This is a genomic window from Cupriavidus sp. HY129 (assembly GCF_059492215.1).
In genome coordinates this window covers 912808-937969 of record NZ_CP083254.1, presented here as the reverse complement: position 1 = coordinate 937969, position 25162 = coordinate 912808, and the positions used below count along the sequence as shown (strand labels likewise).

Annotated in this window: 26 protein-coding genes and 3 tRNA genes; 11 read left to right on the top strand and 18 right to left on the bottom strand. The window is 62.8% G+C overall.

Annotated elements, in window-relative coordinates; all coding sequences use genetic code 11:
• The first annotated feature begins 55 nt into the window (after positions 1-55).
• Complete coding sequence (locus K6G35_RS04355) at positions 56-1072, top strand: class 1 fructose-bisphosphatase (RefSeq protein WP_008649749.1); 1017 nt, start codon at positions 56-58, stop codon at positions 1070-1072.
• Positions 1073-1422: 350 nt separating this feature from the next.
• A tRNA-Thr gene (locus K6G35_RS04350) sits at positions 1423-1498 on the top strand.
• A gap of 262 nt (positions 1499-1760) precedes the next feature.
• On the opposite strand, the gene K6G35_RS04345 is transcribed toward K6G35_RS04350, so the two are convergent.
• From K6G35_RS04345 to K6G35_RS04330, 4 genes are all read right to left on the bottom strand, one after another.
• A complete protein-coding gene (locus tag K6G35_RS04345) occupies positions 1761-2147 on the bottom strand; it encodes a hypothetical protein (protein ID WP_008649748.1) in 387 nt (128 codons plus the stop codon).
• On the bottom strand, positions 2144-2488 hold the full coding sequence (locus tag K6G35_RS04340) for a hypothetical protein (RefSeq protein ID WP_234706944.1): 345 nt from the start codon (positions 2486-2488) through the stop codon (positions 2144-2146). The genes K6G35_RS04345 and K6G35_RS04340 overlap by 4 nt, the downstream gene beginning before the upstream one ends.
• Positions 2489-2648: 160 nt before the next feature.
• Positions 2649-3062 carry a response regulator gene (locus K6G35_RS04335; protein ID WP_495676133.1) on the bottom strand — a complete coding sequence of 138 codons (414 nt, stop codon included), beginning with the start codon at positions 3060-3062 and terminating at the stop codon, positions 2649-2651.
• A 239-nt stretch (positions 3063-3301) separates the two neighbouring features.
• Positions 3302-4927 (bottom strand): flagellar assembly protein A, encoded by a 1626-nt coding sequence (locus K6G35_RS04330; RefSeq protein ID WP_186426401.1) that lies wholly within the window; start codon positions 4925-4927, stop codon positions 3302-3304.
• A 216-nt stretch (positions 4928-5143) separates the two neighbouring features.
• On the opposite strand from K6G35_RS04330, the gene K6G35_RS04325 reads away from it, so the two are divergent.
• A complete protein-coding gene (locus tag K6G35_RS04325) occupies positions 5144-5974 on the top strand; it encodes a class I SAM-dependent methyltransferase (RefSeq protein ID WP_008649744.1) in 831 nt (276 codons plus the stop codon).
• A 48-nt stretch (positions 5975-6022) separates the two neighbouring features.
• On the opposite strand, the gene K6G35_RS04320 is transcribed toward K6G35_RS04325, so the two are convergent.
• The 3 genes from K6G35_RS04320 to K6G35_RS04310 are packed head-to-tail and all read right to left on the bottom strand — an operon-like array spanning position 6023 to position 8635.
• Entirely contained in the window at positions 6023-6616 is a 594-nt protein-coding gene (locus K6G35_RS04320; RefSeq protein WP_495676132.1) for a DUF1415 domain-containing protein, read from the bottom strand.
• Positions 6613-8232, bottom strand: coding sequence for an NAD(P)/FAD-dependent oxidoreductase (locus tag K6G35_RS04315; RefSeq protein ID WP_495676131.1), 1620 nt, complete (start codon positions 8230-8232; stop codon positions 6613-6615). Before K6G35_RS04315 ends, K6G35_RS04320 begins: the two co-directional genes overlap by 4 nt.
• Positions 8216-8635 carry a hypothetical protein gene (locus tag K6G35_RS04310; protein ID WP_008649741.1) on the bottom strand — a complete coding sequence of 140 codons (420 nt, stop codon included), beginning with the start codon at positions 8633-8635 and terminating at the stop codon, positions 8216-8218. Before K6G35_RS04310 ends, K6G35_RS04315 begins: the two co-directional genes overlap by 17 nt.
• Before the next feature lie 178 nt (positions 8636-8813).
• Between K6G35_RS04310 and K6G35_RS04305 the strand changes: the two genes are divergently transcribed.
• On the top strand, positions 8814-10277 hold the full coding sequence (locus K6G35_RS04305) for an aminotransferase-like domain-containing protein (RefSeq protein ID WP_051705319.1): 1464 nt from the start codon (positions 8814-8816) through the stop codon (positions 10275-10277).
• A 114-nt stretch (positions 10278-10391) separates the two neighbouring features.
• Positions 10392-11870, top strand: a complete 1479-nt coding sequence (locus K6G35_RS04300) for a sensor domain-containing diguanylate cyclase (RefSeq protein ID WP_017513105.1) — start codon at positions 10392-10394, stop codon at positions 11868-11870.
• Positions 11871-11929: 59 nt separating this feature from the next.
• Here the strand turns inward: K6G35_RS04300 and lpxO are convergent, their stop codons facing one another.
• From lpxO to K6G35_RS04285, 3 genes are all read right to left on the bottom strand, one after another.
• Positions 11930-12832: a lipid A hydroxylase LpxO gene (gene lpxO, locus K6G35_RS04295; RefSeq protein ID WP_008649738.1), complete on the bottom strand. Its 903-nt coding sequence runs from the start codon at positions 12830-12832 to the stop codon at positions 11930-11932.
• A gap of 120 nt (positions 12833-12952) precedes the next feature.
• Complete coding sequence (locus K6G35_RS04290; protein ID WP_008649737.1) at positions 12953-13264, bottom strand: hypothetical protein; 312 nt, start codon at positions 13262-13264, stop codon at positions 12953-12955.
• Between the two features lie 26 nt (positions 13265-13290).
• A complete protein-coding gene (locus K6G35_RS04285) occupies positions 13291-14703 on the bottom strand; it encodes a DUF2252 domain-containing protein (protein ID WP_008649736.1) in 1413 nt (470 codons plus the stop codon).
• 244 nt (positions 14704-14947) lie between these two features.
• Between K6G35_RS04285 and K6G35_RS04280 the strand changes: the two genes are divergently transcribed.
• Both K6G35_RS04280 and K6G35_RS04275 read left to right on the top strand, forming a co-directional pair.
• Positions 14948-15238: a hypothetical protein gene (locus tag K6G35_RS04280; RefSeq protein WP_008649735.1), complete on the top strand. Its 291-nt coding sequence runs from the start codon at positions 14948-14950 to the stop codon at positions 15236-15238.
• A 50-nt stretch (positions 15239-15288) separates the two neighbouring features.
• Positions 15289-15549 carry a hypothetical protein gene (locus tag K6G35_RS04275; RefSeq protein WP_008649733.1) on the top strand — a complete coding sequence of 87 codons (261 nt, stop codon included), beginning with the start codon at positions 15289-15291 and terminating at the stop codon, positions 15547-15549.
• Between the two features lie 178 nt (positions 15550-15727).
• On the opposite strand, the gene K6G35_RS04270 is transcribed toward K6G35_RS04275, so the two are convergent.
• The 4 genes from K6G35_RS04270 to K6G35_RS04255 form a co-directional block, all read right to left on the bottom strand.
• Positions 15728-15804, bottom strand: a tRNA-Met gene (locus tag K6G35_RS04270).
• Between the two features lie 107 nt (positions 15805-15911).
• Positions 15912-16151 (bottom strand): hypothetical protein, encoded by a 240-nt coding sequence (locus tag K6G35_RS04265; RefSeq protein ID WP_008649731.1) that lies wholly within the window; start codon positions 16149-16151, stop codon positions 15912-15914.
• A gap of 163 nt (positions 16152-16314) precedes the next feature.
• A complete protein-coding gene (locus tag K6G35_RS04260) occupies positions 16315-16581 on the bottom strand; it encodes a hypothetical protein (protein WP_008649729.1) in 267 nt (88 codons plus the stop codon).
• A 197-nt stretch (positions 16582-16778) separates the two neighbouring features.
• Positions 16779-16855: transfer RNA gene (locus K6G35_RS04255), tRNA-Arg, on the bottom strand.
• Between the two features lie 124 nt (positions 16856-16979).
• Between K6G35_RS04255 and greB the strand changes: the two genes are divergently transcribed.
• Complete coding sequence (gene greB, locus K6G35_RS04250) at positions 16980-17540, top strand: transcription elongation factor GreB (protein WP_008649726.1); 561 nt, start codon at positions 16980-16982, stop codon at positions 17538-17540.
• Here greB and K6G35_RS04245 read toward each other — a convergent pair.
• The 4 genes from K6G35_RS04245 to K6G35_RS04230 form a co-directional block, all read right to left on the bottom strand.
• The gene (locus K6G35_RS04245; protein WP_495676130.1) at positions 17537-19957 is read right to left on the bottom strand and encodes a RelA/SpoT family protein; all 2421 of its coding nucleotides are present in this window, start codon (positions 19955-19957) and stop codon (positions 17537-17539) included. The two genes, greB and K6G35_RS04245, sit on opposite strands and share 4 nt — an antisense overlap.
• Positions 19958-20246: 289 nt before the next feature.
• On the bottom strand, positions 20247-20450 hold the full coding sequence (gene rpoZ / locus K6G35_RS04240; RefSeq protein ID WP_006578656.1) for a DNA-directed RNA polymerase subunit omega: 204 nt from the start codon (positions 20448-20450) through the stop codon (positions 20247-20249).
• Between the two features lie 84 nt (positions 20451-20534).
• Complete coding sequence (gmk, locus tag K6G35_RS04235) at positions 20535-21185, bottom strand: guanylate kinase (protein WP_008647042.1); 651 nt, start codon at positions 21183-21185, stop codon at positions 20535-20537.
• Positions 21186-21189: 4 nt separating this feature from the next.
• Positions 21190-22125, bottom strand: a complete 936-nt coding sequence (locus K6G35_RS04230) for a YicC/YloC family endoribonuclease (RefSeq protein ID WP_008647044.1) — start codon at positions 22123-22125, stop codon at positions 21190-21192.
• Positions 22126-22344: 219 nt separating this feature from the next.
• On the opposite strand from K6G35_RS04230, the gene K6G35_RS04225 reads away from it, so the two are divergent.
• The 3 genes from K6G35_RS04225 (at position 22345) to rph (ending at position 25160) form a co-directional block, all read left to right on the top strand.
• Positions 22345-23406 carry a serine/threonine protein kinase gene (locus K6G35_RS04225; RefSeq protein ID WP_008647046.1) on the top strand — a complete coding sequence of 354 codons (1062 nt, stop codon included), beginning with the start codon at positions 22345-22347 and terminating at the stop codon, positions 23404-23406.
• A gap of 41 nt (positions 23407-23447) precedes the next feature.
• Entirely contained in the window at positions 23448-24362 is a 915-nt protein-coding gene (locus K6G35_RS04220; protein WP_011515681.1) for a PP2C family protein-serine/threonine phosphatase, read from the top strand.
• Between the two features lie 81 nt (positions 24363-24443).
• Positions 24444-25160, top strand: coding sequence for a ribonuclease PH (gene rph / locus K6G35_RS04215; RefSeq protein WP_011515680.1), 717 nt, complete (start codon positions 24444-24446; stop codon positions 25158-25160).
• Positions 25161-25162 lie beyond the last annotated feature (2 nt).

Below are 25162 nucleotides of genomic sequence, written 5' to 3'. Positions count from 1 at the left end.
GCATGTCCGCAGCGGCACACATGTAGAATTGCGGCCATCCAAGGAGAACCCCACCATGACACGCATCAGCCTCACCCGCTATCTGGTCGAGGAGCAGCGCAAGCACAACACGATCGAGCCGGAACTCCGGCTGCTGATCGAAGTGGTCGCGCGCGCCTGCAAGGCCATTTCCAACGCCGTCAGCAAGGGCGCCCTCGCGGGTGTGCTCGGCTCGGCCGGCACCGGCAACGTTCAGGGCGAAACGCAGCAGAAGCTCGATGTGATCGCCAATGAGGTGCTGCTCGACGCCAATGAATGGGGTGGCCACCTGGCTGCCATGGCGTCCGAGGAAATGGACTCGTTCTACGAGATCCCGAACCGCTACCCGAAGGGCGAATACCTGCTGCTGTTCGATCCGCTCGACGGCTCGTCGAACATCGACGTGAACGTGTCGATCGGCACGATCTTCTCGGTTCTGCACATGCACAAGCCCGGTCAGACCGTGACCGAGCATGACTTCATGCAACCGGGCACCCAGCAGGTGGCGGCCGGCTATGCCGTGTACGGCCCGCAGACCACGCTGGTGCTGACCGTCGGCAATGGCGTGCACATGTTCACGCTGGACCGCGAGGCAGGCAGCTTCGTGCTGACCCAGTCGGACGTAATGATCCCGGAAGACACCAAGGAATTCGCGATCAACATGTCCAACATGCGCCACTGGGCTCCGCCCGTGCGCCGCTACATCGACGAATGCCTGGCCGGCGACGAAGGTCCGCGCGGCAAGAACTTCAACATGCGCTGGATCGCGTCGATGGTGGCCGACGTGCACCGCATCCTGACGCGCGGTGGCGTCTTCATGTACCCGTGGGACAAGCGCGAGCCCGAGAAACCGGGCAAGCTGCGCCTGATGTACGAAGCCAATCCGATGGCGTTCCTGGTCGAGCAGGCTGGCGGCGCGGCCACCAATGGCCAACAGCGCATTCTGGACGTGGAGCCGACCAAGCTCCACCAGCGCGTATCGGTCATCCTCGGTTCGAAGAATGAAGTCGAGCGCGTTACGCGGTATCACCAGGAAGACGCCGCCAAGGCGTAACGGGTAGTTCTGGTTTCGACAAGCACAGGGCGCCTCGGCGCCCTGTCTGCTTTCCTGAAGCCAACAGCCGCACGGCGATCCGTAAAAAAGCGGCGGGCTTTGCCCGTTTTTTCGCCCGCGGCGTGAGCGCCACTCGTGCGATGATTGCCATCTGTCGCCCACCGCCGTGGCTGGCAACTCCCAGCGAACAGGGACTGCCACAGCGGAACTTTGAAAAAAGTCGCATCGGGGGCTTCACAAAATAAAAAGTCGCTGATATTATTGCGGGCTCTATCCGATTCGATCGATTCGCAAGCAACAGCGCAAATCGAGATCAAGCGGTAGAACAGGTTTCGCAAGTTTAAGGTTTCGCCGGTGTAGCTCAGTTGGTAGAGCAGCGCATTCGTAATGCGAAGGTCGTAGGTTCGACTCCTATCTCCGGCACCACTTGAAAGTAGAAAGGGCAACCCTCACGGGTTGCCCTTTTTGCTTTGCAGTCGACAGATAACTTGGGCACGACGACGCCCATATAATCCGCAGCTGCCACATCGCCATCCCTCTTTTTCTCCCCCGACCTGCGCTGGGCTACGCCAGCCTGGCTGGCACGACCTGCGTGCATCTGCCTCATGCCGTCCGCTGGCCGCCACATTCCTCGGGCGCGGCAACTGTCGTGCCGGCACCATGCTTGAGTCGGCATCGGAGTCTCCCGCTACGTGCACCGCTCGACAATGGCCGTGCTGTTGGCAAGCGCCTCCATCATCTTGCCGCGTTCGACCACCGCGTCGACGTAATAGTCGGCCTCGACTCGCAGCAGCCTGTTGCGATTCAGCATTCTTGCCAGTGCAATCGATTGCCAATAGGCGAAGTGAGACCGTTTTACCCCCGGCTGGTAGAGCTGGTTGACGAGTGTTTCGTGCCGTCCTGTCCGGCGCGAACCCGCGCTACCCGGAACGGGCAGCGCGGTATGCCAGGCGTAGGCCGCGTGATAGGCCGCGTAGTAGCTACGGCTGATCGACGAGCGGTAGGCCACCTCCCCCATCGCCGCCCCGGCAATGTCGGCGGCGAAATGGAGCATCTCCCGCGCATCGACACTCATGCCTGAAACACAACGTCGAGTTGGGCCGAAGGCAACAGGCCTCGCGCAAGCTGGACGGCGGTCAACGCCTCGTTGAGCGCGAACATATCAACGCCACGACCCACGCGCACGACGAGCAGCACCGCATCGTCACCGCCGTCAAAACCTGCATAGACACGCGAGACCTCACAGTCCGCGAGCGACATGCCACGGCGATGCAGCAGTTCGTCGGCCGCCTCCAGATGCGCCGCTTCGGGATCGTCTGGCAGACCGCCGTCGCCGCTCAACGACACGACAGGCGCCATTGCCTGCATCGGACCAAGCTCCACCTCGCATCGCGTGGTCCGATCGTCCAGAGTCATTTCCATCATCATTCCCTCCCTGCCAGTGACCATCCAACATTGGATGACGGAAATTCTAGGCGTGGGGAACGGTGAAAAACCGAGGGACCTGCAAAATGCGATTCGTCTCATCCCAACGGCCGCGCACTGGCTGCCCAAAGACAGTCCGAAAGCGTGCCGACTATCGATGCGATCGGAACATGGAGTCATCCATCGGAGCATCGACCGCAACATCGGGGTCTCCCAGCATACGCATGAGCACCGTTTCCATCCGCTCGATCGACGCCGACTTCGGCAGATGCTCCTGTACACCGCACGCGCGCAGCGACGACGGCACATGCATCCACATGTTGTCCGACAGCAGCAGGATGCGCGCATTGGGCAGCGCCTGGTGCAAGCGTCGCAGCAGATACCAGTTGTCGAAGGCGTCCACTGTCATGCCGTAGATGACCAGCACGTCTTCCAGGCTATGCGCGAACAGCAGGATCCCCTCGGGATCGATACTCTCCACCGGGCCGATGCCTGGCATACGTTCAAGCAGGCGTTGCATACCCAGCCTGGTCAGTGGATGGCTCTCAATCACGATCGCGCCCATGGTGTGCTCCTGTGCTCCGCTGTTTGTCTGCGGAGACACATGGCGCAAACGTCGTGCCAGCGGTGGCGCGCACCGGACGACGGCGCGGCGTGGCGGCGATACGTTACCGGAGGCGGGATGGCGGGCGATCAGGCCAGAGTGGCCTGGGGGCGGCGACGTTACGACTCGCGTAACGTGTCACGTTCCCCGTAACGTGCTGCATCCGTTTGGAAGCAGGAACGGAAGGTGCGCCACCCGCGTCAGTTCACGGCGATGCGGTCGTCCACCACGCGTATCTGGCCGCCTGGCTTGTCTTCCATGACCTTGAGCACCTTGTGGCCGACCTGCAGCGTCACGCCGCCGTGGATATGCCGGCCCACCGCGATCTGCGCCTGCTCGGACGGCTTCATCTGCTCGGCCAGGTGGGCGATCTCCGCGTCGAGCTCGAACAGGTCGCGATTGATCCTGTACATCGTGGCACGCGCCTTCTCGCGGATGTCCCCCGTGGCGCGTTCGGGGTGCTTGGCAAAGAACGCCACGAGTTGCTGGAGTTTGCACTGTTCCTCGACGATCTTGCCGCGCCGGACTTCCAGTTCCGCCTTCTGCTCGTCGGCAAGCGGGTTGAGTCCGACCTGCACGGTAGTGGCGGTACCCGCCGGCGCGCCCAGGGTCCCCGTGCTGACACTCTGCATCGCCCGCGTACGCCCGCCGCTGATGCTGCCTGGCGCGCTCGGCACGCCAACCACGACCCGTTCGCCCGCCGAGACGTCGCTCTGCCGGATCCCGCTCTCCACGATCACCTCGGCCACCGCCTCGACAATCGCATTCTGGATGAAGCGCGCATGAACGGAGCCCTTGCTGCGCACGCTGGCAATCTCACTCGGGGCGCCACCGCTCGCGGTTTCTGCCTTGCCGATGATGCCGCCCTTGACGATCACATCGCCGCCGGCCTGCACGCTGGCGGCTTCAATCGTCCCCTGCACAACCACATCACCGGTGACACGTACCGACATGCCGGTGCGGATATCGCCCGACACGCGGAGCGACCCATCGAAATTGACGTTGCCGGAATGCAGGTCGACGGCATCGACGTCGACCACCGGACTGACGATCACACCATGTGGCAGCACCCGGGGCGAGCCTGCGATCAAGGCGATCAACAGCAGTGGATCATTCGGATCGGTTGCCACGCCGGTCAGATCGGACGCGTAGGGCGTATCCACCACAGGGTCGGCCGGAATCGTCTTGCCAAGCACATCCATGCCGTCCTTGCCCGATCTGGCCGGCGTGCGGCGCATCAGCGCGGTACCTGGATTGACGAGCAGGAGACTACCGAGATCGCGCAGGTCGACACGCTCGTCCTCGTTCTCCGCCAGGACAGGCCTGCGGGGCTGGACAAGGCTCTCGAAGCGCGCTGTCTCACCCTGCAGGGGCGCCACGCCGCGCGCGATCTCGCGACCCTCGCAGCTACCGGCCTCCAGCGCAACGCCGATCGCCGCACTGTCGAGCAAGGCCACCACCCCCATCGAAGCCGCGGCGGCGGCGATCTCTTCGGCCGTGATTGGCCGGCCGCCTTCCGAGGCCACCAGCGTCAGCAACAGCCGCAGCTTGTCGGCCGTGATCTCAAGTTCGAATTCGCCATCCAGGACGCTGCCGATCACTGCGTCAATCTCGCGATCGGTCAGTTGGCATTGCGTCAGGAAGCCCGTCACGGCGGCGGCGTCCAGCCGCGCGCCCTGCCAGCCGTGCTCGGCCAGGCAAGCTTCCAGCGAAGCGTCCAGGCTGGCGCGATCGGGCGGCAAGTGGCCCACGTCCGGTGTAAAGCAAGCCCTGACCTGGCTCCCAGGCTGGCTGAGTTCCAGGCGCAACCCCGCGTCGGCTGTCATGTGTCCCCGCCTCTATGCTGCATGTCGCAACAGCCGGCCTGGGCCCATCGCCCGGGGACTTTCCGCAAAGACCCACCGAATCCGTCGCCAACTGTGCTTGTCGTCGATCCATGTTCAACGGCGCCGGCGGTGTGAACTTGAGCCCACAAAAGTAGGGGGTGCGCAATTTCGGTAAACTAGCGCCCTCCGATGTCCCTGCCCCAAGGCACCACCCCGATGTCCAGCACCTACGAAGTCCGTCCCGGCCAGTCGATCGAACTGCTCAAGGAACTCCACATCCTGACGCGTGACGGCAAGATGAATCAGGACAGCCGCCGCAAGCTTAAGCAGGTCTATCACCTGTACCAGTTCATCGAGCCACTGCTGCGCGAGGTGAAGGACGAAAAAGGCACGGTCTCGCTGGTGGACCACGGCGCGGGCAAGTCGTATCTCGGGTTCATCCTTTTCGATCTCTTTTTCAAGGACCTGAAGGACAGCTCACACATCTACGGCATCGAGACCCGCGAGGAACTGGTGACAAGCTCGCAGGCGCTGGCCAGCCGCCTGGGCTTCGGTGGGATGTCGTTCCTGAACCTCTCCGTGGCCGATTCGATCACGTCGCCCGCATTGCCGCAGACCATCGACGTCGTCACCGCCCTGCATGCGTGCAATACGGCCACCGACGATGCGATCCACTTCGCGCTGGCCAAGCAGGCACGGCACATCGTGCTGGTGCCCTGCTGCCAGGCCGAGGTAGCGAGCGTGCTGCGCAAGCACAAAGGCAAGTTGCTGGCCGGCAATCCGCTGACGGAAATCTGGCGCCACCCACTGCACACGCGAGAGTTCGGCAGCCAGGTCACCAACGTGCTGCGCTGCCTGCAGCTTGAAGCGCACGGCTATCAGGTCAGCGTGACGGAGCTGGTGGGCTGGGAACACTCGATGAAGAACGAACTGATCATCGCCCAGTACAAGGATTTGCCGCGCCGCCGTCCGGCGGAGCGCTTGCACAATGTACTGGAATCGCTCGGCCTGGAAGAACTGAACGAGCGATTCTTCACCGCGCCCTGATCCGGGCTGCGGTCGGAGGACGCATCGGAGATCGCGTCAGCAATCGAGTCAGAGATCGCTCTTGCCAGCCATCCATTCGAGCCAGCCTGCGTGGCCGAGCCGGCGCATCGTTTCCATATTGCGCTCGTAGATATCCTCCGCCTCCGGGACCGCTTCGGCGGCACGCGCGATGCTGTCTTCACGCAGCAAGTGCAGGATCGGATACGGTGCGCGATTCGTGTAGTTCTCGATGTCGTCGGGCTCGGTGCCCTCGAACTGGTAGCGCGGATGGAAACTCGCAATCTGCAACGTACCCTCGAGCTTCAGGCTACGCAGCAGGCGATCGGCGAAATACAGGAAGTCGTTGTAGGCCAGGAAGTCGCCCAGCGCGTGCGGCACAATCAGCAGAATCGTGTCGATCTTCTCCGGATCGGACGTCTCCAGCAGGCGTAACTCGCGCTCGAGATCGTCCAGCACGTCCTCGTCGCGCGTCGCGTCGCTGATCACGTAGCGGACCTGATCCTTGACATACACGCTCTTGGCAAACGGGCACAGGTTCAGGCCGATCACCGCGCGCGCCAACCAGTGGCGCACGTTCTCGATGATGCCATCGTTGTCGGCAGGATTGGCCAGCCCGGCCTGATCGGTCGTGTTCACGCTCATGCGTTCGCGATGCTCAAGGCCACGGCCTCGGCGACTTCGATGCCGTCGATCGCCGCCGAGTAGATTCCCCCGGCATAACCGGCACCTTCGCCAGCGGGATAGAGCCCCTTCACGTTGATGCTCTGATAGTTCTCGCGATCACGGCGAATCCGCAGCGGAGAAGACGTGCGCGTCTCCACGCCGGTCAGCACCGCATCGTGCATCGCAAACCCTGCGATCTTCTTGTCGATCTCGGGCAGCGCCTCGCGGATCGCGTCGATGACATAGTCTGGCAGCGCCGTGCTCAGGTCGGTCGGGGTCACACCCGGCTTGTACGACGGCTCCACCGAGCCGAGCGCCGTCGAGGCACGCCCTGCGATGAAGTCGCCGACCAGTTGCCCCGGCGCGCGATAGTCGCTGCCGCCCAGCGCGAACGCACGCTCTTCCCACTTGCGCTGGAAAGCGATCCCGGCCAACGGGCCACCCGGGAAGTCCTCCTCGGGTGTGATCCCCACGACGATACCGGCATTGGCATTGCGCTCGGCGCGGTAGTACTGGCTCATCCCGTTGGTCACGAGCCGGCCCGGCTCGGACGCGGCGGCCACCACGGTGCCGCCCGGGCACATGCAGAAGCTGTACACCGCGCGGCCATTGCTGGCGTGGTGAACCACCTTGTAGTCGGCAGCGCCCAGCAGCTTGTTGCCGGCGAACTTGCCGAAGCGGCTGCGGTTGATCAAGCCTTGCGGATGCTCGATGCGGAAGCCCAGCGAAAACGGCTTGGCCTCCATGAAGACGCCTCGGTCATGCAGCATCTCGAACGTGTCGCGCGCGCTGTGGCCCACAGCCAGGATCACGTGGTCACAAGGCAGATAGTCGCCAGTGGACAGCTTCAGCCCGCGCACCTGGCCGTTGTCAATATCGACATCGTCCACGCGCGTCTCGAAGCGGATCTCGGCGCCCAGCGACAGCATCTCCGCGCGCATCTTCTCGACCATGCTCACCAGCCGGAACGTGCCGATGTGCGGCCGCGCCTTGTACAGGATGTCCTCCGGCGCGCCCGCGCGCACGAACTCGTCGAGCACCTTGCGGCCGTAGTGCTTCGGATCCTTGATCTGGCTGTAGAGCTTGCCGTCGGAGAACGTGCCCGCGCCGCCTTCGCCGAACTGCACGTTCGACTCGGGGTTCAGCACGCTCTTGCGCCAGAGCCCGAACGTGTCCTTGGTTCGCTCGCGTACTTCCTTGCCGCGCTCGAGAATGATCGGGCGGAAGCCCATCTGCGCCAGGATCAGGCCGGCAAGCAGGCCACATGGGCCCAGGCCGATCACCACTGGTCGCAACTTCGGCCCGCCCTCGGGTGCGCGGGCAACGAAGTGGTAGGCCATGTCCGGCGTCACGCTCCAGTTCGGTTTGCGAGCCATCCGCTTCAGGGCGCCCGCCTCGTCCTTGACCTCGATATCGATGATGTAGGTCAGCTTGATATCGTCGCGCTTGCGCGCGTCATGCGCGCGGCGAAAGACGGTAAAACCGATGAGCCCGTCGCCCTTGACGCCGATCTGCGCGAGATGGGCGCGCACGGCGGCGTCCAGGTCGCTTTCGGTATGGTCGAGCGGGAGTTTGACTTCACTGAGACGTAGCATGGGGTACCGATGGTTCTGTGGCCTTGGTGTCTGGTGGCCGGGAGTTGCCCAGCAGGAAGCCAGAACGGCCGAAGCGGGATTTTATCAGCCGCCACCATCCTGGGCGCGGCGCCGGCACCATGATTTGGCAGCGCGCGGCCCCCTGCGCGGCCAGGCAAGTCCAACCTGTGACTTGGATCACAAGCACGTCCCCGGCATACAGCGTGTGCACGGCCTGGCTGATATCGCTGGCCAGCCAGCGTGGCGCGGTGGTCACGACAATGCCCCCGCCCTCGACATGCACGATCGTGCCGGCTGACAGGTGCTCGAAAAAGCACTGGCCGGCAGCGAGCCGGATAGTGCGGGAAACGGGTCCGGGAAGTTCGGTCGATTCGGTAGATTCGGCGGGCTTGATGAATGACATGGCGTGGCTCCTGGGTCGCAAAATCATGCAAACAAGGCTACCGAGCCGCCCGCCTTGCCAACAGGCACAAGCCATCGCGAGCGCAAGCAGAACAGATGTCAAACTTGCGCCCTGTTACGATACAGAGACACCGCATCTGTATCTGTTCCACTTCGCCCCATCGCGCGAAGATGCCCCCATGACCGCCAACCTCGCCCCCGCCGCATCGCCTCAGTCCTCCGCCCCGCTCTACCAGCAGGTGGCGGGCCATTATCGGCAGGCGATTTCGGTGGGCACGCTGGCGCCGGGTGACCGGATGCCGTCCGTGCGTTCGCTGATGGGGCTGCACGACGTGAGCTTGTCCACGGCGCTCCAGGCCTGCCGCGAGCTTGAGGCGGCCGGCCTGCTCGAAGCGCGGCCGCGCTCGGGCTATTTCGTGCGTGCTCCCGCGCGGCCCTCGCTGGCCCCGATCGAGGAGCCAGCCACCGGATTGCCGGACCCCGCGCAGTACGTCGGCATCCACCAGCGCATCTCCGCAATCCTGGCGCGCGGCCAGCATTACCGGATCAACTTCGGCGGTGCCTGCGGGGCGCCGGAGCTGTATCCGGCGGCCGCGTTGCGCAATGCCGCCACGCGGGCACTGCGGCGATACCCGATGCTCTTTGGCAGTTCGGTCGACTTCGACGGCCACCCCGCGTTTCGCGCGGCATTGGCCAGGCACGCGTTGCGCGCGCGGATCAACGTCGCGCCCGAGGACATCGTGGTCACACACGGCTGCACCGAAGCCCTGACGCTGGCCCTGCGGGCCGTGGCCAACCCCGGCGATGTCATCGCCGTGGAATCGCCGACGTACTACGGCCTGCTGCAGATTCTCGAAAGCCTGGGAATGCGCGCGCTCGAGATTCCTTGCAGCCCGCAGACCGGCATGTCGCTCGAGGCGCTGGATCTGGCTGCCCAGACCTACGACAACATCAAGGCCGTCTGCGTGGTGCCGAACCTGCAGAATCCACTCGGCTGCGTCATGCCGGACACACACAAACAGCGCCTAGTGAACTGGTGCGCCACACGCGGCCTCACGCTGATCGAAGACGACTGCTGCTCGGCCACCTTCGACGACGAGGTGCCGCTGACGGCCGCCAAGGCATGGGACACAACGGGCTCCGTGATCTACTGCGGGTCACTCCACAAGATCCTGGCACCCGGCATGCGACTCGGCTGGATCACGGCGGGCAAGTGGCAGGCGCGCGTGGAGATGCTCAAGTTCGGCCTGTCGCGCCCGAACGAGATGCTGACGCAGATCGCCGTGGCCGAGTTCATGGGCACGGGGGCATTCGAGCGTCACCTGCGTCGCCTGCGCACCCAGTTGCGAACCCAGCGCGAATGGATGGCCCAGAGGATCGCAGCCACCTTCCCGTCGGGTACCCGCCTGACGCTGCCGCGCGGCGGACTGCATCTTTGGGTGGAAATGCCCCAGTCGATCTCGTCGGAAGCGGTCTTCGAACAGGCGCTGGCCGAGGGCATCCGGGTGATGCCAGGCGCCATGTTCTCGAACTCGAATCGATTCAATCACTACCTGCGGCTGAACTGCGGCATTCCCAGATCTCCGGAAATCGAGCGCGCGCTCGATACCGTGGCGGGCGTGGTTCGGCGCATGGCCGCCTGAACGTGGCGCCGATGCCGACGCCGGCATCGTTCTTGCGAGATTTCTTCCCCGATTCGGGCACGCTCGCCTATCCTATTGCGCGATACGCCGAACACAAAAAATGGGGAGAAAAAATTGGCGCAAGGACCCGCCGCTTCGCGGCTCGACGATGACTATCGAACGCTGTTCCAGCTAGCGCCCGTTTCGCTGTGGCTGGAGGATTTCAGCGCGGTGCGGCAGGCCTTCACGCAGTTGCGGGCCGATGGCGTCACCAATCTGCGCCGCCACCTGCGCGACAACCCCTCGGAAGTGGCACGGTGCTCTTCTCTGATTCGCGTGCTCGACGTCAACCGCCGGACGCTGGACCTCTTCCGCGCCGCCGATCTGGATACGCTGGTTGCCAACCTCCACACCGTGTTTCGCGACGACATGTTCGATCAACACGTCGAGGAACTCGGACAACTGTGGGACGGCGATAATCGTTTCTCGAGCCAGACCGTCAACTACACGCTCGACGGCGAGCGACTCGACATCCGTCTGGAGGCCCGCGTCATGCCTGGGCACGAGGACGACTGGTCGCGTGTGCTGCTGTCGATCGAGGACATCACGGCCCGCGTGCGCAACGAACGTGACCTGCGGCGGGCCCAGCAGTACGCCGTGGGCCTGTTCGAGCATTCACCGGTATCGCTCTGGGTGGAAGACTTCAGCGTGGTCAAGATGCTGCTCGACGAAGTCCGCGCGGCGGGGATCACGGATTTCCGCACGTTCCTGAACGTGCACCCCGATTTCGTCTCGCGCTGCATGCAGGAGATCCGCGTGCTCGACGTCAACCAGCAGACGCTGGCGATGTTCGGCGCACCCAGCAAGGAAATCCTGCTGTCGCGACTCGGCGACGTGTTTCGCGACGACATGCGCATCCACTTTGCCGAGCAACTGGTCGACCTCTGGCATGAAAAGCTCTGGCAACAGCGCGAAGTCATCAACTACGCGCTGGACGGCCGCCCGGTGGACGTGTTCATGCAGTGGTCGGTGTTTCCGGGGCGAGAGGCTGACTGGGACCAGGTGCTGGTGTCGCTGACCGACATCACGGCACGCAAGAAGGCCGAAGCCTACGTCGAGTTCCTCGGCAAGCACGACGTGCTGACCAAACTCTACAACCGCGCGTACTACGAGGATGAACTGGCGCGACTGGGCCGCAAGGGGCCGTGGCCGGTCAGCGTGATCGCGGTGGACCTGAATGGACTGAAGGCCGTGAACGATCAGTTCGGCCACGGGGATGGCGACGGCCTGCTACGCCGTACTGGAGAAGTGCTGAAGAAAGCCGTGGGCGAACAGGCTTGCATTGCGCGCACCGGTGGCGACGAGTTCATGGTGCTGCTTCCCGGGCGCGACGAGCGGGGTGCCGCGACGGTAGTGGAGCAGATCGAAGAGGTGGTCGTCCTCAACAACCAGTTCTATCCCGGCGCGCGGCTGTCATTCTCGATCGGGTCGGCCACCTGCATGCAGGGCGACCGCCTGACCGATGCCGTGAAAACTGCGGACAGACGGATGTACGACGCCAAGCGCGCCTACTACGAGGCGCTGGGCAACGAACGCGCGACGCAGAACGACTGAGTACGAAAAAAGCCGGCTAAGCCGGCTTTTTCATTTTCGTTTGCAGCGAGGCACGTCACTCAGATAAACACGATCAACGCGACGCCACCGATGATCAGGCCAAACTTGGTCACGTAGTACAGGTTCTTGTTCCAGGCCTTGAAGCGGCGACGGTACTGACCGCCGAGCCAGACAAAGCGGAACAGCTTGTTGATCATGCCGGTCTGGTCGTTTTCGTCGTTCGGCGAACTCGCGGCGGTCATCACCTTGCGCCCCAACCAATGGTTGACCGCAGCAGCCCAGCGATAGCGCATCGGCCGCTCGATATCGCAGAACAGGATCAGGCGATCGGTCTCGCTCTTGTTCTCGGCCCAGTGCAGGTACGTTTCATCGAACACCACACCCTGCCCGTCACGCCAGCTATGCCGCTCGCCATCTACCTCGATGAAGCAGCGATCGTCATTCGGCGTGGCCAGGCCCAGGTGATAGCGCAGCGATCCGGCGAATGGATCACGGTGCGGATTGAGCTTGCCGCCGGGCGGCAGCTCGGCAAACATCGCGGCCTTGACCGATGGCATATCGCGCAGCAGTGCGACCGTGTTGGGGCACAGCGCTTCCGCCGACGGGTGCTGGGCTTCGTACCACTTCAGGTAGAAGCGCTTCCAGCCGTACTTGAAGAACGAATTGAATCCGGCGTCATCGTTCTTGTCGGCAGCCTTGATCTTGCGCATCGCGATCAGCGCCAGGCCTTCGTCACGAATCTGCGGCCAGGCCGAACGGATCTTCTCCAGATCGGGAAACCGCTCGACCGGAATGTACGGCGTGCGCGGCACACCGGAGAAGATGTACATGAAGCAGTTAAAGGGCGCGACCAGCGCTGAATGATCCAGCAACTGGCGCATAAAAGGCAGACGTACCTTGCCGCGGAAGTGCACATACAGGATGGCACCCAGATAGGCCGCGACGATAATCCACTTGATCACCCGAAATCCTCCAGGACAGACGCCGCCCGAGTGCCGGGCGGGAAACGCGCTATTTTAGCGAATCGGCGATCCCGGTGCACCCGTGTGATTCAGGCAACTCTTTTATCTGCCCGCGAGCACTCAGGACTTGCCTCGCGACTGGCGGGAGATCCTGTCGATCAGCACTCGCGCGTCATCCGACTTGCCCTGCAGGGTAAGCAGCCTGGCATTAAGCACGATGTTCTCGAGCACGAGCTTGGCGGTAGACGCCCAAAGCGTGGCCAGCAGCGCCTCATGCGACATGCCGGAAGTCTCGAGTTCGGTGGAACGCTCGGCGATCAGTTTGCAGGCCATCGCCCGCAGGGCTTCATCGTCGAACGGCAGGTTTGCGTAATCGATGGGATCGGCCTTCTCCACCTCCACCATCAGTTGCAGCAGCATCTGTTCGGTCATCGGCAACCTCCTCTGGCAAGCGATCGTCACACGCGGAAATCTGCAGCCATGTCGACATCTGTACGTGCTTCAAGGCGCCCGGAGCGACAGGCCTTCACGAACAGATCGTAATCCCGTTCCACCTGATCGGCGTAAGCGTTCGAATAGGCGATCAGGGACTCGGCCATGCGGTCGCTGGCGCCGAGATACCCGCTGATCTCGGCGGCGTGTCCACTGGCCTTGGCATGGGCGCGCGCCAGCACCCAGCCGCACACCTGGCCGTAGGTCGCCAGCAGATCGGCGTCCATGAGTTCGATATCGACCGAGAACTTCATGTCGCGCAACTGGCGGATGTAGAAATGGCGCCCGAACGGCCCCTTCGACCAACCGAGAAACAGGTCACTGGCCGCCTGCATCAGACGCTGCCCGTCCACGACGCGACGGCCTTCATGCGACACCGCCGCCGACTTGAAGTAGCGCGCGACCACCGACTTGGTAGCCTCCTTGACCTGCAGGAACAACGGCTTGCCGTGGCCATCGATCAGCAACAGGATCAGGCAGCGCGTGCCGACGCTGCCAACGCCGACCACTTTGAAAGCCATGTCCTGCAGCTTGAAATGGTCGAGCAGCCGGCGCCGGTCGGCCGCAAGCGTCGACTTGTAGTCGCTGAAGGATTGGTCGATCAGCTTGGACGGATCGTCGATGCTGAGCCAGTCATCGTCGGTCTCGAACAGCGTTTGCGCGCCATGGACATGGAACACCGCAGGCGGCGCATCGAGAATGCGCCAGCGGTCCCCATCGTGTTCGGTGAGCTTTGGCAACAGCGATTCATGGGTTCGCGCCGCTGCCCTCTCCATCGCGCGCCGGATGCGCTTCTGCACTTCCGGGTTGACCGCGGATTCGAGCAGGCGTTCGAAGGTAATGCGGTCGTACCAGGTATCGAGAATGGCCATCTCCGCATACTCGGCCATACGGTCACGGTAGCTGTTGGCGACCTGGTAGACCATGTTGTCGGCGGCAGTGGCGCCGTGGCGAAGATGGCGTGCGGCAACGACAAAACTTGCGGCCAGGCGCTTCAGGTCCCACTCCCACGGTCCCGGGCTGGTTTCGTCGAAATCATTGACGTCGAACAGTAGCGCGCGCTCGGGCGTGGCAAAGCCGCCAAAATTCATCAGGTGGCAGTCGCCGCAGATCTGCATCGTGAGCGATGAGTTCGGCGTTCCGGCCAGATCGTGTGCCTGGATGATCGCGCTGCCGCGATAGAACGTGAAAGGCGAAGCGATCATTCGACCGTAACGCAGGGGGATGAGGCGTGAGACCCGACCAGCGCTGCTCTCTTCCAGCAGCGAAATCGGATCACGGTCGACGTTGCCAATCACTGCGTGATCACGTCGCTGCACTTTCTGCCGCAGGGCCTTGCCGCGCGCGCGGCGTTCTTCGACTTCTGCCACGTTTTCCACACATCCTCCATGTCTGGGCGTTACGACATTTCTGATTTGTGCAGCATATGCAACCACGCTAAGCGAACGCCGACGGCTTGTCAATTTGGCGCCCCACACCGGGTACAGCCTCCATGAAAGTGCCTTGGCGTCACATTCCCTTGATCGCCCGCAGAAAATCAGACGGGCCCCTACAAATCTGTCACAACTATCCGTGTAAGCTGTGGTCTGAGTTTCGCATTGTCAACGAGAACATCAGAATTTCATGACCAAAAGTTTTCTTGCTGCCATGCGTCAATACGTGTGGTTCAAAGGGGTCAAGCATCATGTGGTCCAAGGCGTCGAAGCGCTGTCGGACCTGCTTAAGTCCCCTTCCGCCGCGGCCCGCGCGGTCGCTGCGATCGTTGCCGAAACCGAACAAGGTGTGCAGGTATGGGTCTCCTACTTCGGCAAGCCCATGGACCCGCACACCAACTATGTTCTGTGGCCGAACCGCGCGCTGAAACCCGTGCGCCGACGCGCCACGATACCGGAGCGTCTGCTGCGCGACCGGTAACTCGTTGACCGGCGCCGAGGCGTTTCTCAATCGCTCGACAAGGAGTTGCCATGCCTGAACCGAAGCATGACGAAGCGCTGGTCAACAACTACCTCGAGCGCATCTCGGCGCTGTCCGTCAGTGCGTTTGATGGGGCGGATGTGGGTCAGGAACTCACGCAGCTCATGCATGAGGCAAAACGACATTGCTCCGGCGGCAACCTCGAAGTGCTGACGTCGCGATTGAGAGATCGCATTGACGCTGCTGATCGCGAGGATCAGCCTCAAGTACGCGACACCTTCGCCATGGCTGCTTCGCTGATTCAGGGCTAGGCTGCTAGCTCCCTTCCGACACACGAGCACGACACAAGCTTCTACGCAGCACATGCGAACACGGCGCACGAAAAAGTGCCGCGCTTACGCGCACTCAACTTCAATTCGTATAACTGGGAAACGTTGGCCGGACGGCCGATGAACAACTTGAGGACTTAGACCCAAGACATAAAGGTCTTGGTTGCGGGGGCAGGATTTGAACCTGCGACCTTCGGGTTATGAGCCCGACGAGCTGCCAGACTGCTCCACCCCGCGTCTGAAGAAGGAGATTATGACGCAATTGCACGAGCATCGCAAGCCTTTCCTGCACCAATCCGAAGAATGACCGCGCGAACGGCACCAGCATCGCCTCCCCGATGCACCTATGCGGCGCGGCTCGCACGCGATGCGGCCTCGAACTCGTTGATCGTGGCATCGACATAGCGATTCACGTTATCCAGCGCTTCCAGCCTGGTATCAAACGGCTGGCGCGGGAACGGGTTGTGCAATGCCATCAACACCTCGCCATCCTCACGGCGAATGATTTCGATCATGATGGCCCACTTGCCCCTCGGCAAGGCAACTACCTCGTAGATGATCTTGAATCCATCGTACTCGGGCATGGTGAACTCCCTTCTCTGCTGCTGACGCGCACGTACTGGCGCGCCTCACATTCAGGCTAGGAGTCATCCCCGGAAGCAAAAATGATCGCGATCAAACGATGCCGGATTCGGCTTGATATGCGTCATTGCGTGTATCGCAATGGCTGGCCCGCTACTGCCGGACTCAGCGCATCGGCCCAATCAACTTGTCGATCAGGGCATATGCCGCACTGAATGCGGCAACCTCCGCCGCATGGCGCGTGACGAAGGATGGAGCACATGACAGGAGTTCGGTATCGCCGGCATCTGAAGGATCCATCCCCTCCTGACCTACGCGGACCTCATAGCCCCAGCAGCGCCTTCCCGCAGCATCCGCGCCTTCCGTCACCAGCACATACGCATCCATGCCGCGATAACCTTCCACTCGCCACTCTTCTGCTTGCTGCTGCATAAGCTGTCTCCCTCGAAGGTCCTGACGATATGAAACTGGAGCCGGTCCGCCGCGATGCGTTCCGATTCGAAGATCCACCACTGGAGAAAGGATAGGCGCGAGAGCCTGGGAAGTACGGGAGGAGAAGATGAAGATTGCGCCGAATGCGCAAATGAAAAAAGGGCTTCCATTTCTGGAAGCCCTTTTCTCGTATAGGTTGGCGCGGCTGGCAGGATTCGAACCCACGACCCCTTGGTTCGTAGCCAAGTACTCTATCCAACTGAGCTACAGCCGCAACCGAGAAAAGAGATTATATAGAAGTTTTCAGTTTTGTGAACCCCCTTCGTGCATTTTTTTCATGTGAAGGGTTCGGCAGTCGCAACTTCCTATAATGAGAACCCGATGAAGTGATCCGGACCATGAACAAGGCTTTTGTCAAAGAGTCGTCGAACGATGACGACGAAGATCTTCCCGAAGGCGCGACCCCGCTGCCCGCCGGCACCAAGAACTACATCACCGCCGCAGGCTACAAGCGCTTGCGCGACGAATTGATGCACCTGATCGACGTGGAGCGTCCGGACATCGTGCAGATCGTGTCGTGGGCCGCCTCGAACGGCGACCGCTCCGAGAATGGCGACTATCTCTACGGCAAGAAGCGCCTGCGCGAAATCGACCGCCGCATTCGCTTCCTCACCCGTCGCCTGGACAAGGCCGAAGTCGTCGATCCTTCGATGCAGGGCGACAACGATCAGATCTTCTTCGGCGCCACGGTCACCTATGCCAATCAGTCAGGCGAGGAAACGACGATCACGATCGTAGGCATGGACGAGGTCGATCTCGACAGCAATCACGTAAGCTGGATTTCGCCGATCGCCAAGGCGCTGATCAAGGCGCGCGAGGGCGACACGGTGCCGCTTCGCACACCGGCCGGCATCGAACAGATCGATATTCTGGAAGTCCGCTACCCGCAGAAGTCTTAGCCGTCGTTGCGGTCGCGGAAGATTCGGATCACATCAGGATTGCGTCGCAGCGCCCGCATGACGTTGGCCAGGTGCAGACGGTTCTGTACCTGGATCACGAACTGCATGTAGGTAGCCTCCTGATGGCCGCCCTGCTGCGGTTCCATCGCCACGTGCGCGACGTTGGCATCCGCAGCGGTCAGGTCCGCAGCCACGCGGGCGACGATACCCTTGACGTTGCGGACCATGATCTTGATCGACACGTCGAACGCGCGCGTCGTCTTCTTGGCCCACATCACCTCGATCCAGTGCTCCGGGTCCTTGCTGTGCAGTCGCTTGGCCACCTTGCAATCCTGCACGTGGATCTGCAGCCCTTCACCCTTGCCGAGGTAGCCGACGATCGAATCGCCGGGGATCGGACGGCAGCAGGCCGAGAAGATCATCGACATGCCTTCGTCGCCGGTAATCGGCACGGCCGGCGCGTCTTCGCCCGCGAACGTCTGGACGGCTGCCAGCAACGCGCTGTCGACATCTCCCGACAGTTCCTGCAGCAGGATTTCCATCCGGCGCGCGACCACTGCGGGCACACGGCGTCCCAGCGCGAGGTCGGCGAAGATGTCTTCCTTGAGCTTGTTGCCTGTCCACTGGATCATGCGATCCCAGACCGACTGCGGCACCGCCTTGAGTTCGATGCCGAGCTGGCGCGCTGATTGTTCGAGCAGGCGCTCGCCGAGCTGGATCGCCTCGTCGAGCTTGGTGGTCTTCAGGTAGTGGCGAATCGCCGCGCGTGCCTTGCCCGTGCGCACGAACGCCAGCCATGACGGATTCGGCTTCGAGTACGGCGCCGTCACGACCTCGACGATGTCGCCACTCTTGAGCTCCGTGCGCAACGGCAGAAGCTCGTTGTTGATCTTGACCGCCACACACTGGTTGCCCAGATCGCTGTGGACTGCGTAGGCAAAGTCGAGTGCCGTCGCGCCGCGAGGCAGCGCGCGAATATGCCCCTTCGGCGTGAACACATACACGGCGTCCGGGAACAGATCGATCTTGACGTGTTCGAGGAATTCCTGCGAATCGCCGGTCTGGCTCTGGATATCGAGCAGCGACTGCAGCCACTGGTGCGCCTGCTGCTGGATATCGTTGGCATGGTCCGCCTGGTGCTTGTACATCCAGTGCGCAGCCACGCCGGCCTCGGCGATCTGGTGCATCCCACGGGTGCGGATCTGGAACTCCACGGGTGTACCGAACGGGCCCACCAGCGTCGTGTGTAGCGACTGGTAGCCGTTGATCTTCGGAATGGCGATGTAGTCCTTGAACTTGCCCGGCATCGGCTTGTAGAGGCCGTGCAGCGCGCCCATCGCCATGTAGCAGTGCATCTGCGTTTCCACGACCACGCGGAAACCGTAGACATCGAGTACCTGCGAGAACGACAACTGCTTGTCGTGCATCTTGCGATAGATGCTGTAGAGCGTCTTCTCGCGGCCCGACAGTTCCGCCACGATGCCGGCCCCGGCCAGCGCGGACTGGGCGGCTTCAAGAATCCGCTTGACCACTTCGCGCCGGTTGCCGCGCGCGGCCTTCACGGCTTTCTCGAGCGTGGCGTAGCGGAATGGCGAGCCGACCTTGAACGACAGTTCCTGCAGCTCGCGATAGATCGTATTGAGACCCAGCCGATGTGCGATCGGCGCGTAGATCTCCATGGTCTCCAGCGCGATCCGTCGCCGCTTCTCGGGCGGCACGAAATCGAGCGTGCGCATGTTGTGCGTGCGATCGGCCAGCTTGACCAGAATCACCCGCACGTCGCGCGCCATCGCCAGCAGCATCTTGCGGAAGCTCTCCGCCTGCGCCTGCTCCCGGCTCTGGAATTCGAGCTTGTCCAGCTTGGTCAGACCATCTACGAGTTCGGAGACCTTCGGACCGAATTTCTCGGCCAGTTCGCTCTTCGTGATGCCCTGGTCCTCCATCACGTCGTGCAGCAGCGCCGCCATGATGGATTGCACATCGAGCTTCCAGTCGGCGCAAAGCTCGGCCACCGCCACCGGGTGCGTGATGTACGGTTCCCCGCTTTGCCGGTACTGGCCCAGGTGGGCCTCGTCGGAAAACTGGAATGCTTCGCGCACCAGAGCCTGATCGGCAGGCTTCAGGTACACGAGCTTCTCCATCAGCCGCGTGATCGAGATGACCTGTTGGCGCGGCGGCACCGCCGGCTGCGAGGTCGGCCCGAAAAAGTGCCGATAAGATTGCGCCAGCACGGCGTCGATGAACAGATCGCCACCGGGAGCCGCGGGCACCGTGCCCGCCACAGGCTCGGCATTGAGCTCGTTGGTCAACGCGGTGCGTGACTTGCCCTGCTGAATCGGGGGTACGACGGAACGCTCGCCGACGACGTTGTCGCCGAGCGGATCGGGAAGATTGGGAGCACCGGTACGGGCAGTCACAGTGGATTGTCCTGGACGCTTACGTCCGGTCGGTCCGGCTTGCGATGGTGTGGACGCCAGTGCGGAGGAAGCCGACAGCGGCGCTCCGGAACCCACTGTCGTGGCGGAGGCGGACTGCCCGCTGGTCGCCGGCCGGCCATGCGGAGCCCGCGACGCCGGTTCGGCGGGCGGAGCAACGGCAGGATCGGGCGGCGGGAAAGTCATGGGGACGGCCCCTGTCATTCAGCGGAACGCGCGGCTGAAAGCGCATATATGCGAAGCGACGATGAACCACAGGCCGTCCCGGCAATCAGGTCGGTACCTTCTTCAGCATCTCGATGCCAACCTGGCCCGATGCGATCTCGCGGAGCGCCACCACGGTGGGCTTGTCCTTTGCCTCGACCTTGGGCGTGTGACCCTGCACGAGCTGACGTGCACGGTACGTCGCGGCGAGAGCGAGCTCGAAGCGGTTCGGGATGTGTTTCAGACAATCTTCGACGGTAATACGCGCCATATCAAATCCACCTTGGGATGAAACCTGTTCGACAGGCCGGTATTTTACAGCACGCGGCCGGAACCTTCCGGCCGCGTGCCTGCTTTAGTGAATTCCGAGCTCGATGAACAACTCGGCGTGCCGTGCTTTCTGCGACGAAAAGCGCAAACGGGTCGCGTGAACGACGTTCTGCAGCTGCTTCAACGCGTCATCGAATACCTCGTTGATGATCACGTAATCGGACTCCGATGCATGCGACATCTCACTACCCGCGGCAAGCAGGCGGCGGACGATCACATTGGGCTCGTCCTGGCCCCGCTTCTTGAGGCGTTCTTCCAGCGCCGTCAGCGACGGCGGCAGGATGAAGATCTCGACAGCGTTTGAAAACCGCTTGTGTACCTGCTGCGCGCCCTGCCAGTCGATCTCCAGCAGCACGTCGGTGCCCTGGGCCATCTGCTGCTCGATCCAGACGCGGGACGTGGCGTAGTAATTGCCGTGCACTTCCGCCCACTCCAGGAATTCGCCCCGATCTCGCGCGGCGCGGAACTCGTCCACGGAGATGAAGTGGTACTCGCGGCCGTTCTGCTCACCGGGACGCGGACCGCGCGTGGTGTGCGAGATCGACAGGCGGATTGCCTTGTCCTGCGCCAGCAGCGCGTTGACCAGCGTGGATTTGCCGGCCCCGGACGGGGCCACCACCATGAACAGGTTGCCCGGATAGGCGGTATCGATGGCGGTGTGGGTCGTTTCGCTCATGATCTTATTCGAGGTTTTGAATCTGCTCGCGCATCTGCTCGATCAGGAGCTTGAGCTCCATCGAGGCATCGGCGAGTTCCTTCGCGGCGGCTTTCGAGCCGAGCGTGTTCGCTTCGCGGTTGAGCTCCTGCATCATGAAGTCCAGCCGCTTACCGACCTGGCCACCCTTCTTCAGGATATGCCGGGTTTCGTTGAGATGGGTCTGCAGGCGCGCCAGTTCTTCGGCGATGTCGATGCGGATGCCGTAGACCGTGGCTTCCTGGCGGATGCGCTCGGCAATCTCGTCGCGGCTCATCGACGGCATGCCGTTCGGCGCGACCAGGTTGAAAGCCTCCTTCAGGCGTTCGGTCAACTTTTCCTGGTGGTGGGCAATCAACTGCGGAATCATCGGCGTCAGGCGCTCGACAATCGCCAGCATGGCGTCGATCCGCTCCTCCAGCGTGGCCTTGAGCGCCGCGCCTTCACGGCGGCGGGCTTCCAGAAGCTGGTTCAGCGCTTCGCGGGCGGCGCCCATCACGGCATCGCGCAGGGCTTCCTGCGACAACTCGGGTTCCACCAGCACGCCCGGCCAGCGCAGGATTTCGCCCATGCGCATCGTGCCGGCCGAAGCAAACGTTGCCCCGACGGTGGCCTCGAGCGCACGGATCTGGTCAAGCAACGTCTGGTTCAGCGCCAACGTGGCGCCGCCGGTATCGGTGCGCTGGAGGTTGATGCGGCACTCCAGCTTGCCACGCGACAGCTCGCCCATCAGCATCTCGCGCAGGGCCGGCTCGAAAGCGCGACACTCTTCCGGCGCGCGGAACAGCAGGTCGAGGAAGCGCGAATTGACAGTGCGGAACTCCACCGAAACCGACGCGGTACGGCCACTCGGTTCGCCCTGGGCGTTGGTGAGCGGTGCCTGGCCCGTGGCCAGGCCATAGCCTGTCATGCTGTGGATCATCGTCGGTAATCTCGCGAAAAAATCGAATAATCGAAAAACGCCGGGTAAGGCGCGGCGACCGGCTCCCCGAAAGGATCGGGGGCAGGCGGATCGCCTGAAAAATCAACAGAAAACAGAGGCAGAAAAACGCGGATATTTGGCAACAGTCCCCGCCAATGAATTCTTTACAAGTGACCGATTAGCCCGGAGAATCCGGGAGCAAATAAGGTCCCGAATCCTATGACAGAGTCCAAGGGCGCTAACCAGTCCAAGAGCGCGCCGCTGCCAATCGGCACGCTGCTGGCCAACTATCGTATTGTAAAGAAGTTGGCCAGTGGGGGGTTCAGTTTCGTCTACCTCGCCACGGACGAAACGGGCGCCCCGGTGGCCATCAAGGAATACCTGCCGTCGTCACTGGCCCGCCGCAGTCCCGGCGAGCTGATCCCGGTCGTTCCGGACGAGAACGTGGCCTCATTTCGCCTTGGCCTGAAGTATTTCTTTGAGGAAGGACGGTCGCTGGCCCGTATTTCGCACCCCAGCGTGGTCCGCGTGGTGAATTTCTTCCGCGAGAATTCCACGGTCTACATGGTCATGAACTACGAGTTGGGCAAGACGCTGCAGGAGCATATCCTGCAGGCCCGGCAGCAGGGCAAGGCCAAAGTCCTCCGCGAACGGTTTATCCGCAAGGTATTCCACGACCTCATGAGCGGCCTGCGGGAAGTGCATATCCACAAGCTTCTTCATCTGGACATCAAGCCGGGAAACATTTACCTGCGCGAGGACGAATCGCCGATCCTGCTTGATTTCGGCGCGGCCCGGCAGATCCTGACCATGGAAGCATCGCGTTTCCAGCCGATGTACACCCCGGGGTTCGCGGCACCCGAGCTCTACGGCAAGCATACGGACCTCGGCCCGTGGACCGATATCTACAGCCTGGGCGCCACGCTCTATGCCTGTATGGCCGGAATGCCGCCGCAGGAGGCCAACCAGCGTGAGAAGGAAGACCGCATGACCGAGTCGTTTGGTCGGCTGCGCGCCACCTACACGAACGGACTGGTCGATCTGGTCGAGTGGTGCCTGCGCCTGACGCCGGCCGAGCGCCCGCAAAGCGTGTTCCGGCTGCAGAAGGAGCTGCGCGACCAATCGAACGCGCTGGGCGAGCAGTCGGCTGCGGCCATGGCCGCCAATCCCGCAGGCCCCGTCACCGAGCGCCTGAACGCCACCAGCCGTTTCATGACCTTGCTGCGCCGCCGCGAAGAGAAGGCCCTGCCCGCCACCGAGGCAGGCCACGGCGGCAACTGATGCCAAACCGGCACGAACATAACGCATTCCGCTAAGCCAACATGCGATTCTCCGTCTATCAGGAAAGCCGCAAGGGCGGCCGCCGTATCAACCAGGACCGCATGGGCTACTGCTTCACGCGCGACGCCCTGCTGATGGTGCTGGCCGATGGCCTCGGCGGCCACGCGCTCGGCGAAGTTGCCGCGCAGCAGGCCTTGCAGACGCTGGCGCGTCAGTTCCAGACCCAGGCCCGTCCTGCGATCCGGAATCCTGCCGACTTTCTGCAGGACACGATCATGCTCGCGCATCGCGAGATCCATCGCTATGCCGAAGCCAACCGGCTGGCCGATATCCCGCGTACCACCGTGGTGTGTTGCCTGATCCAGCATGGCCAGATCCACTGGGCGCACGCCGGCGACTCGCGCTTCTACCTGATGCGCAAGGGCGCCCTGCTGACCCGCACGCGCGACCACTCGAAGATCGAGAATCTGCTGCAGCAGGAACGCGTGCTGCCGATGGACGTGGCCAACCACCCGGAACGCAACAAGCTCTACAACTGCCTCGGCTCGCCGAACCTGCCGCTGATCGACATCGGCGGCCCGGTGCGGCTGAACCCGGGAGACGTGGCGCTGCTGTGCTCCGACGGCCTCTGGGGCAGCCTTGAGGAAGACATCATCGTCGACAAGGTCACCCATCTTTCGGTGGTCCATGCGATACCTGACCTGATTGAACGGGCGCTTGCGAACGCCGGCGAAGGTGCCGATAACACCACAGCCATCGCAATGATGTGGGAAGCGGACGCCAATGTGCCGAACGACGACGCGGTGCTGACCGACACCCTGCCGCTCAATGCGTTCACCACCTCCATCCTCGAGCGCACGGGCAGCGAGACCGATTTGCTGTCGGAGGAAGAAATCGAACGCTCGATTGCCGAAATTCGCGCGGCGATCGACAAGACCAGCAACCTGATGCGCTGAGGCGCCGGGGGTCCCGGCAGGCACGCAAGGCTCGCCGGCGTTAGAATCGCGGTCTCACCCGATTCTGACGAAAGACTCCACATGCGACCCAGCGGACGCGCAGCCGATGCGCTGCGACCCATCACCCTGACCCGCCAGTACACCCGCCACGCCGAGGGCTCGGTGCTGAGTGCCTTTGGCGATACCAAGGTGCTGTGCACCGCCAGCGTGCTGGCAAAGGTGCCGCCGCACAAGAAGGGCAGCGGTGAAGGCTGGGTCACAGCCGAGTACGGCATGTTGCCGCGCGCCACGCACACCCGCTCTGACCGCGAAGCCGCCCGGGGCAAGCAAACCGGCCGCACCCAGGAAATCCAGCGTCTGATCGGGCGCGCCATGCGTTCGGTGTTCGACCTGGCAGCGCTGGGCGAATACACGATCCACCTCGATTGCGACGTCCTGCAGGCCGACGGCGGCACGCGTACCGCCGCCATCACAGGTGCCTTCGTGGCGGCGCACGATGCCGTATCCGCGATGCTGCGCGACGGCCAGATCAAGGCAAGTCCGATCCGCGACTTCGTGGCGGCGGTCTCCGTCGGCATGGTGAATGGCGTGCCGGTGCTCGACCTCGACTACGCCGAAGACAGCAACTGCGATACCGACATGAACGTGGTCATGACCGGCAGCGGCGGCTTCGTGGAGGTCCAGGGCACGGCCGAAGGCACGCCCTTCAGCCGCGCCGACCTCGACGCCATGACGCGCCTGGCCGAGGCCGGCATCGCCGAACTCGTGCGCCACCAGAAGCAGGCGCTCGGGCTGTAAGC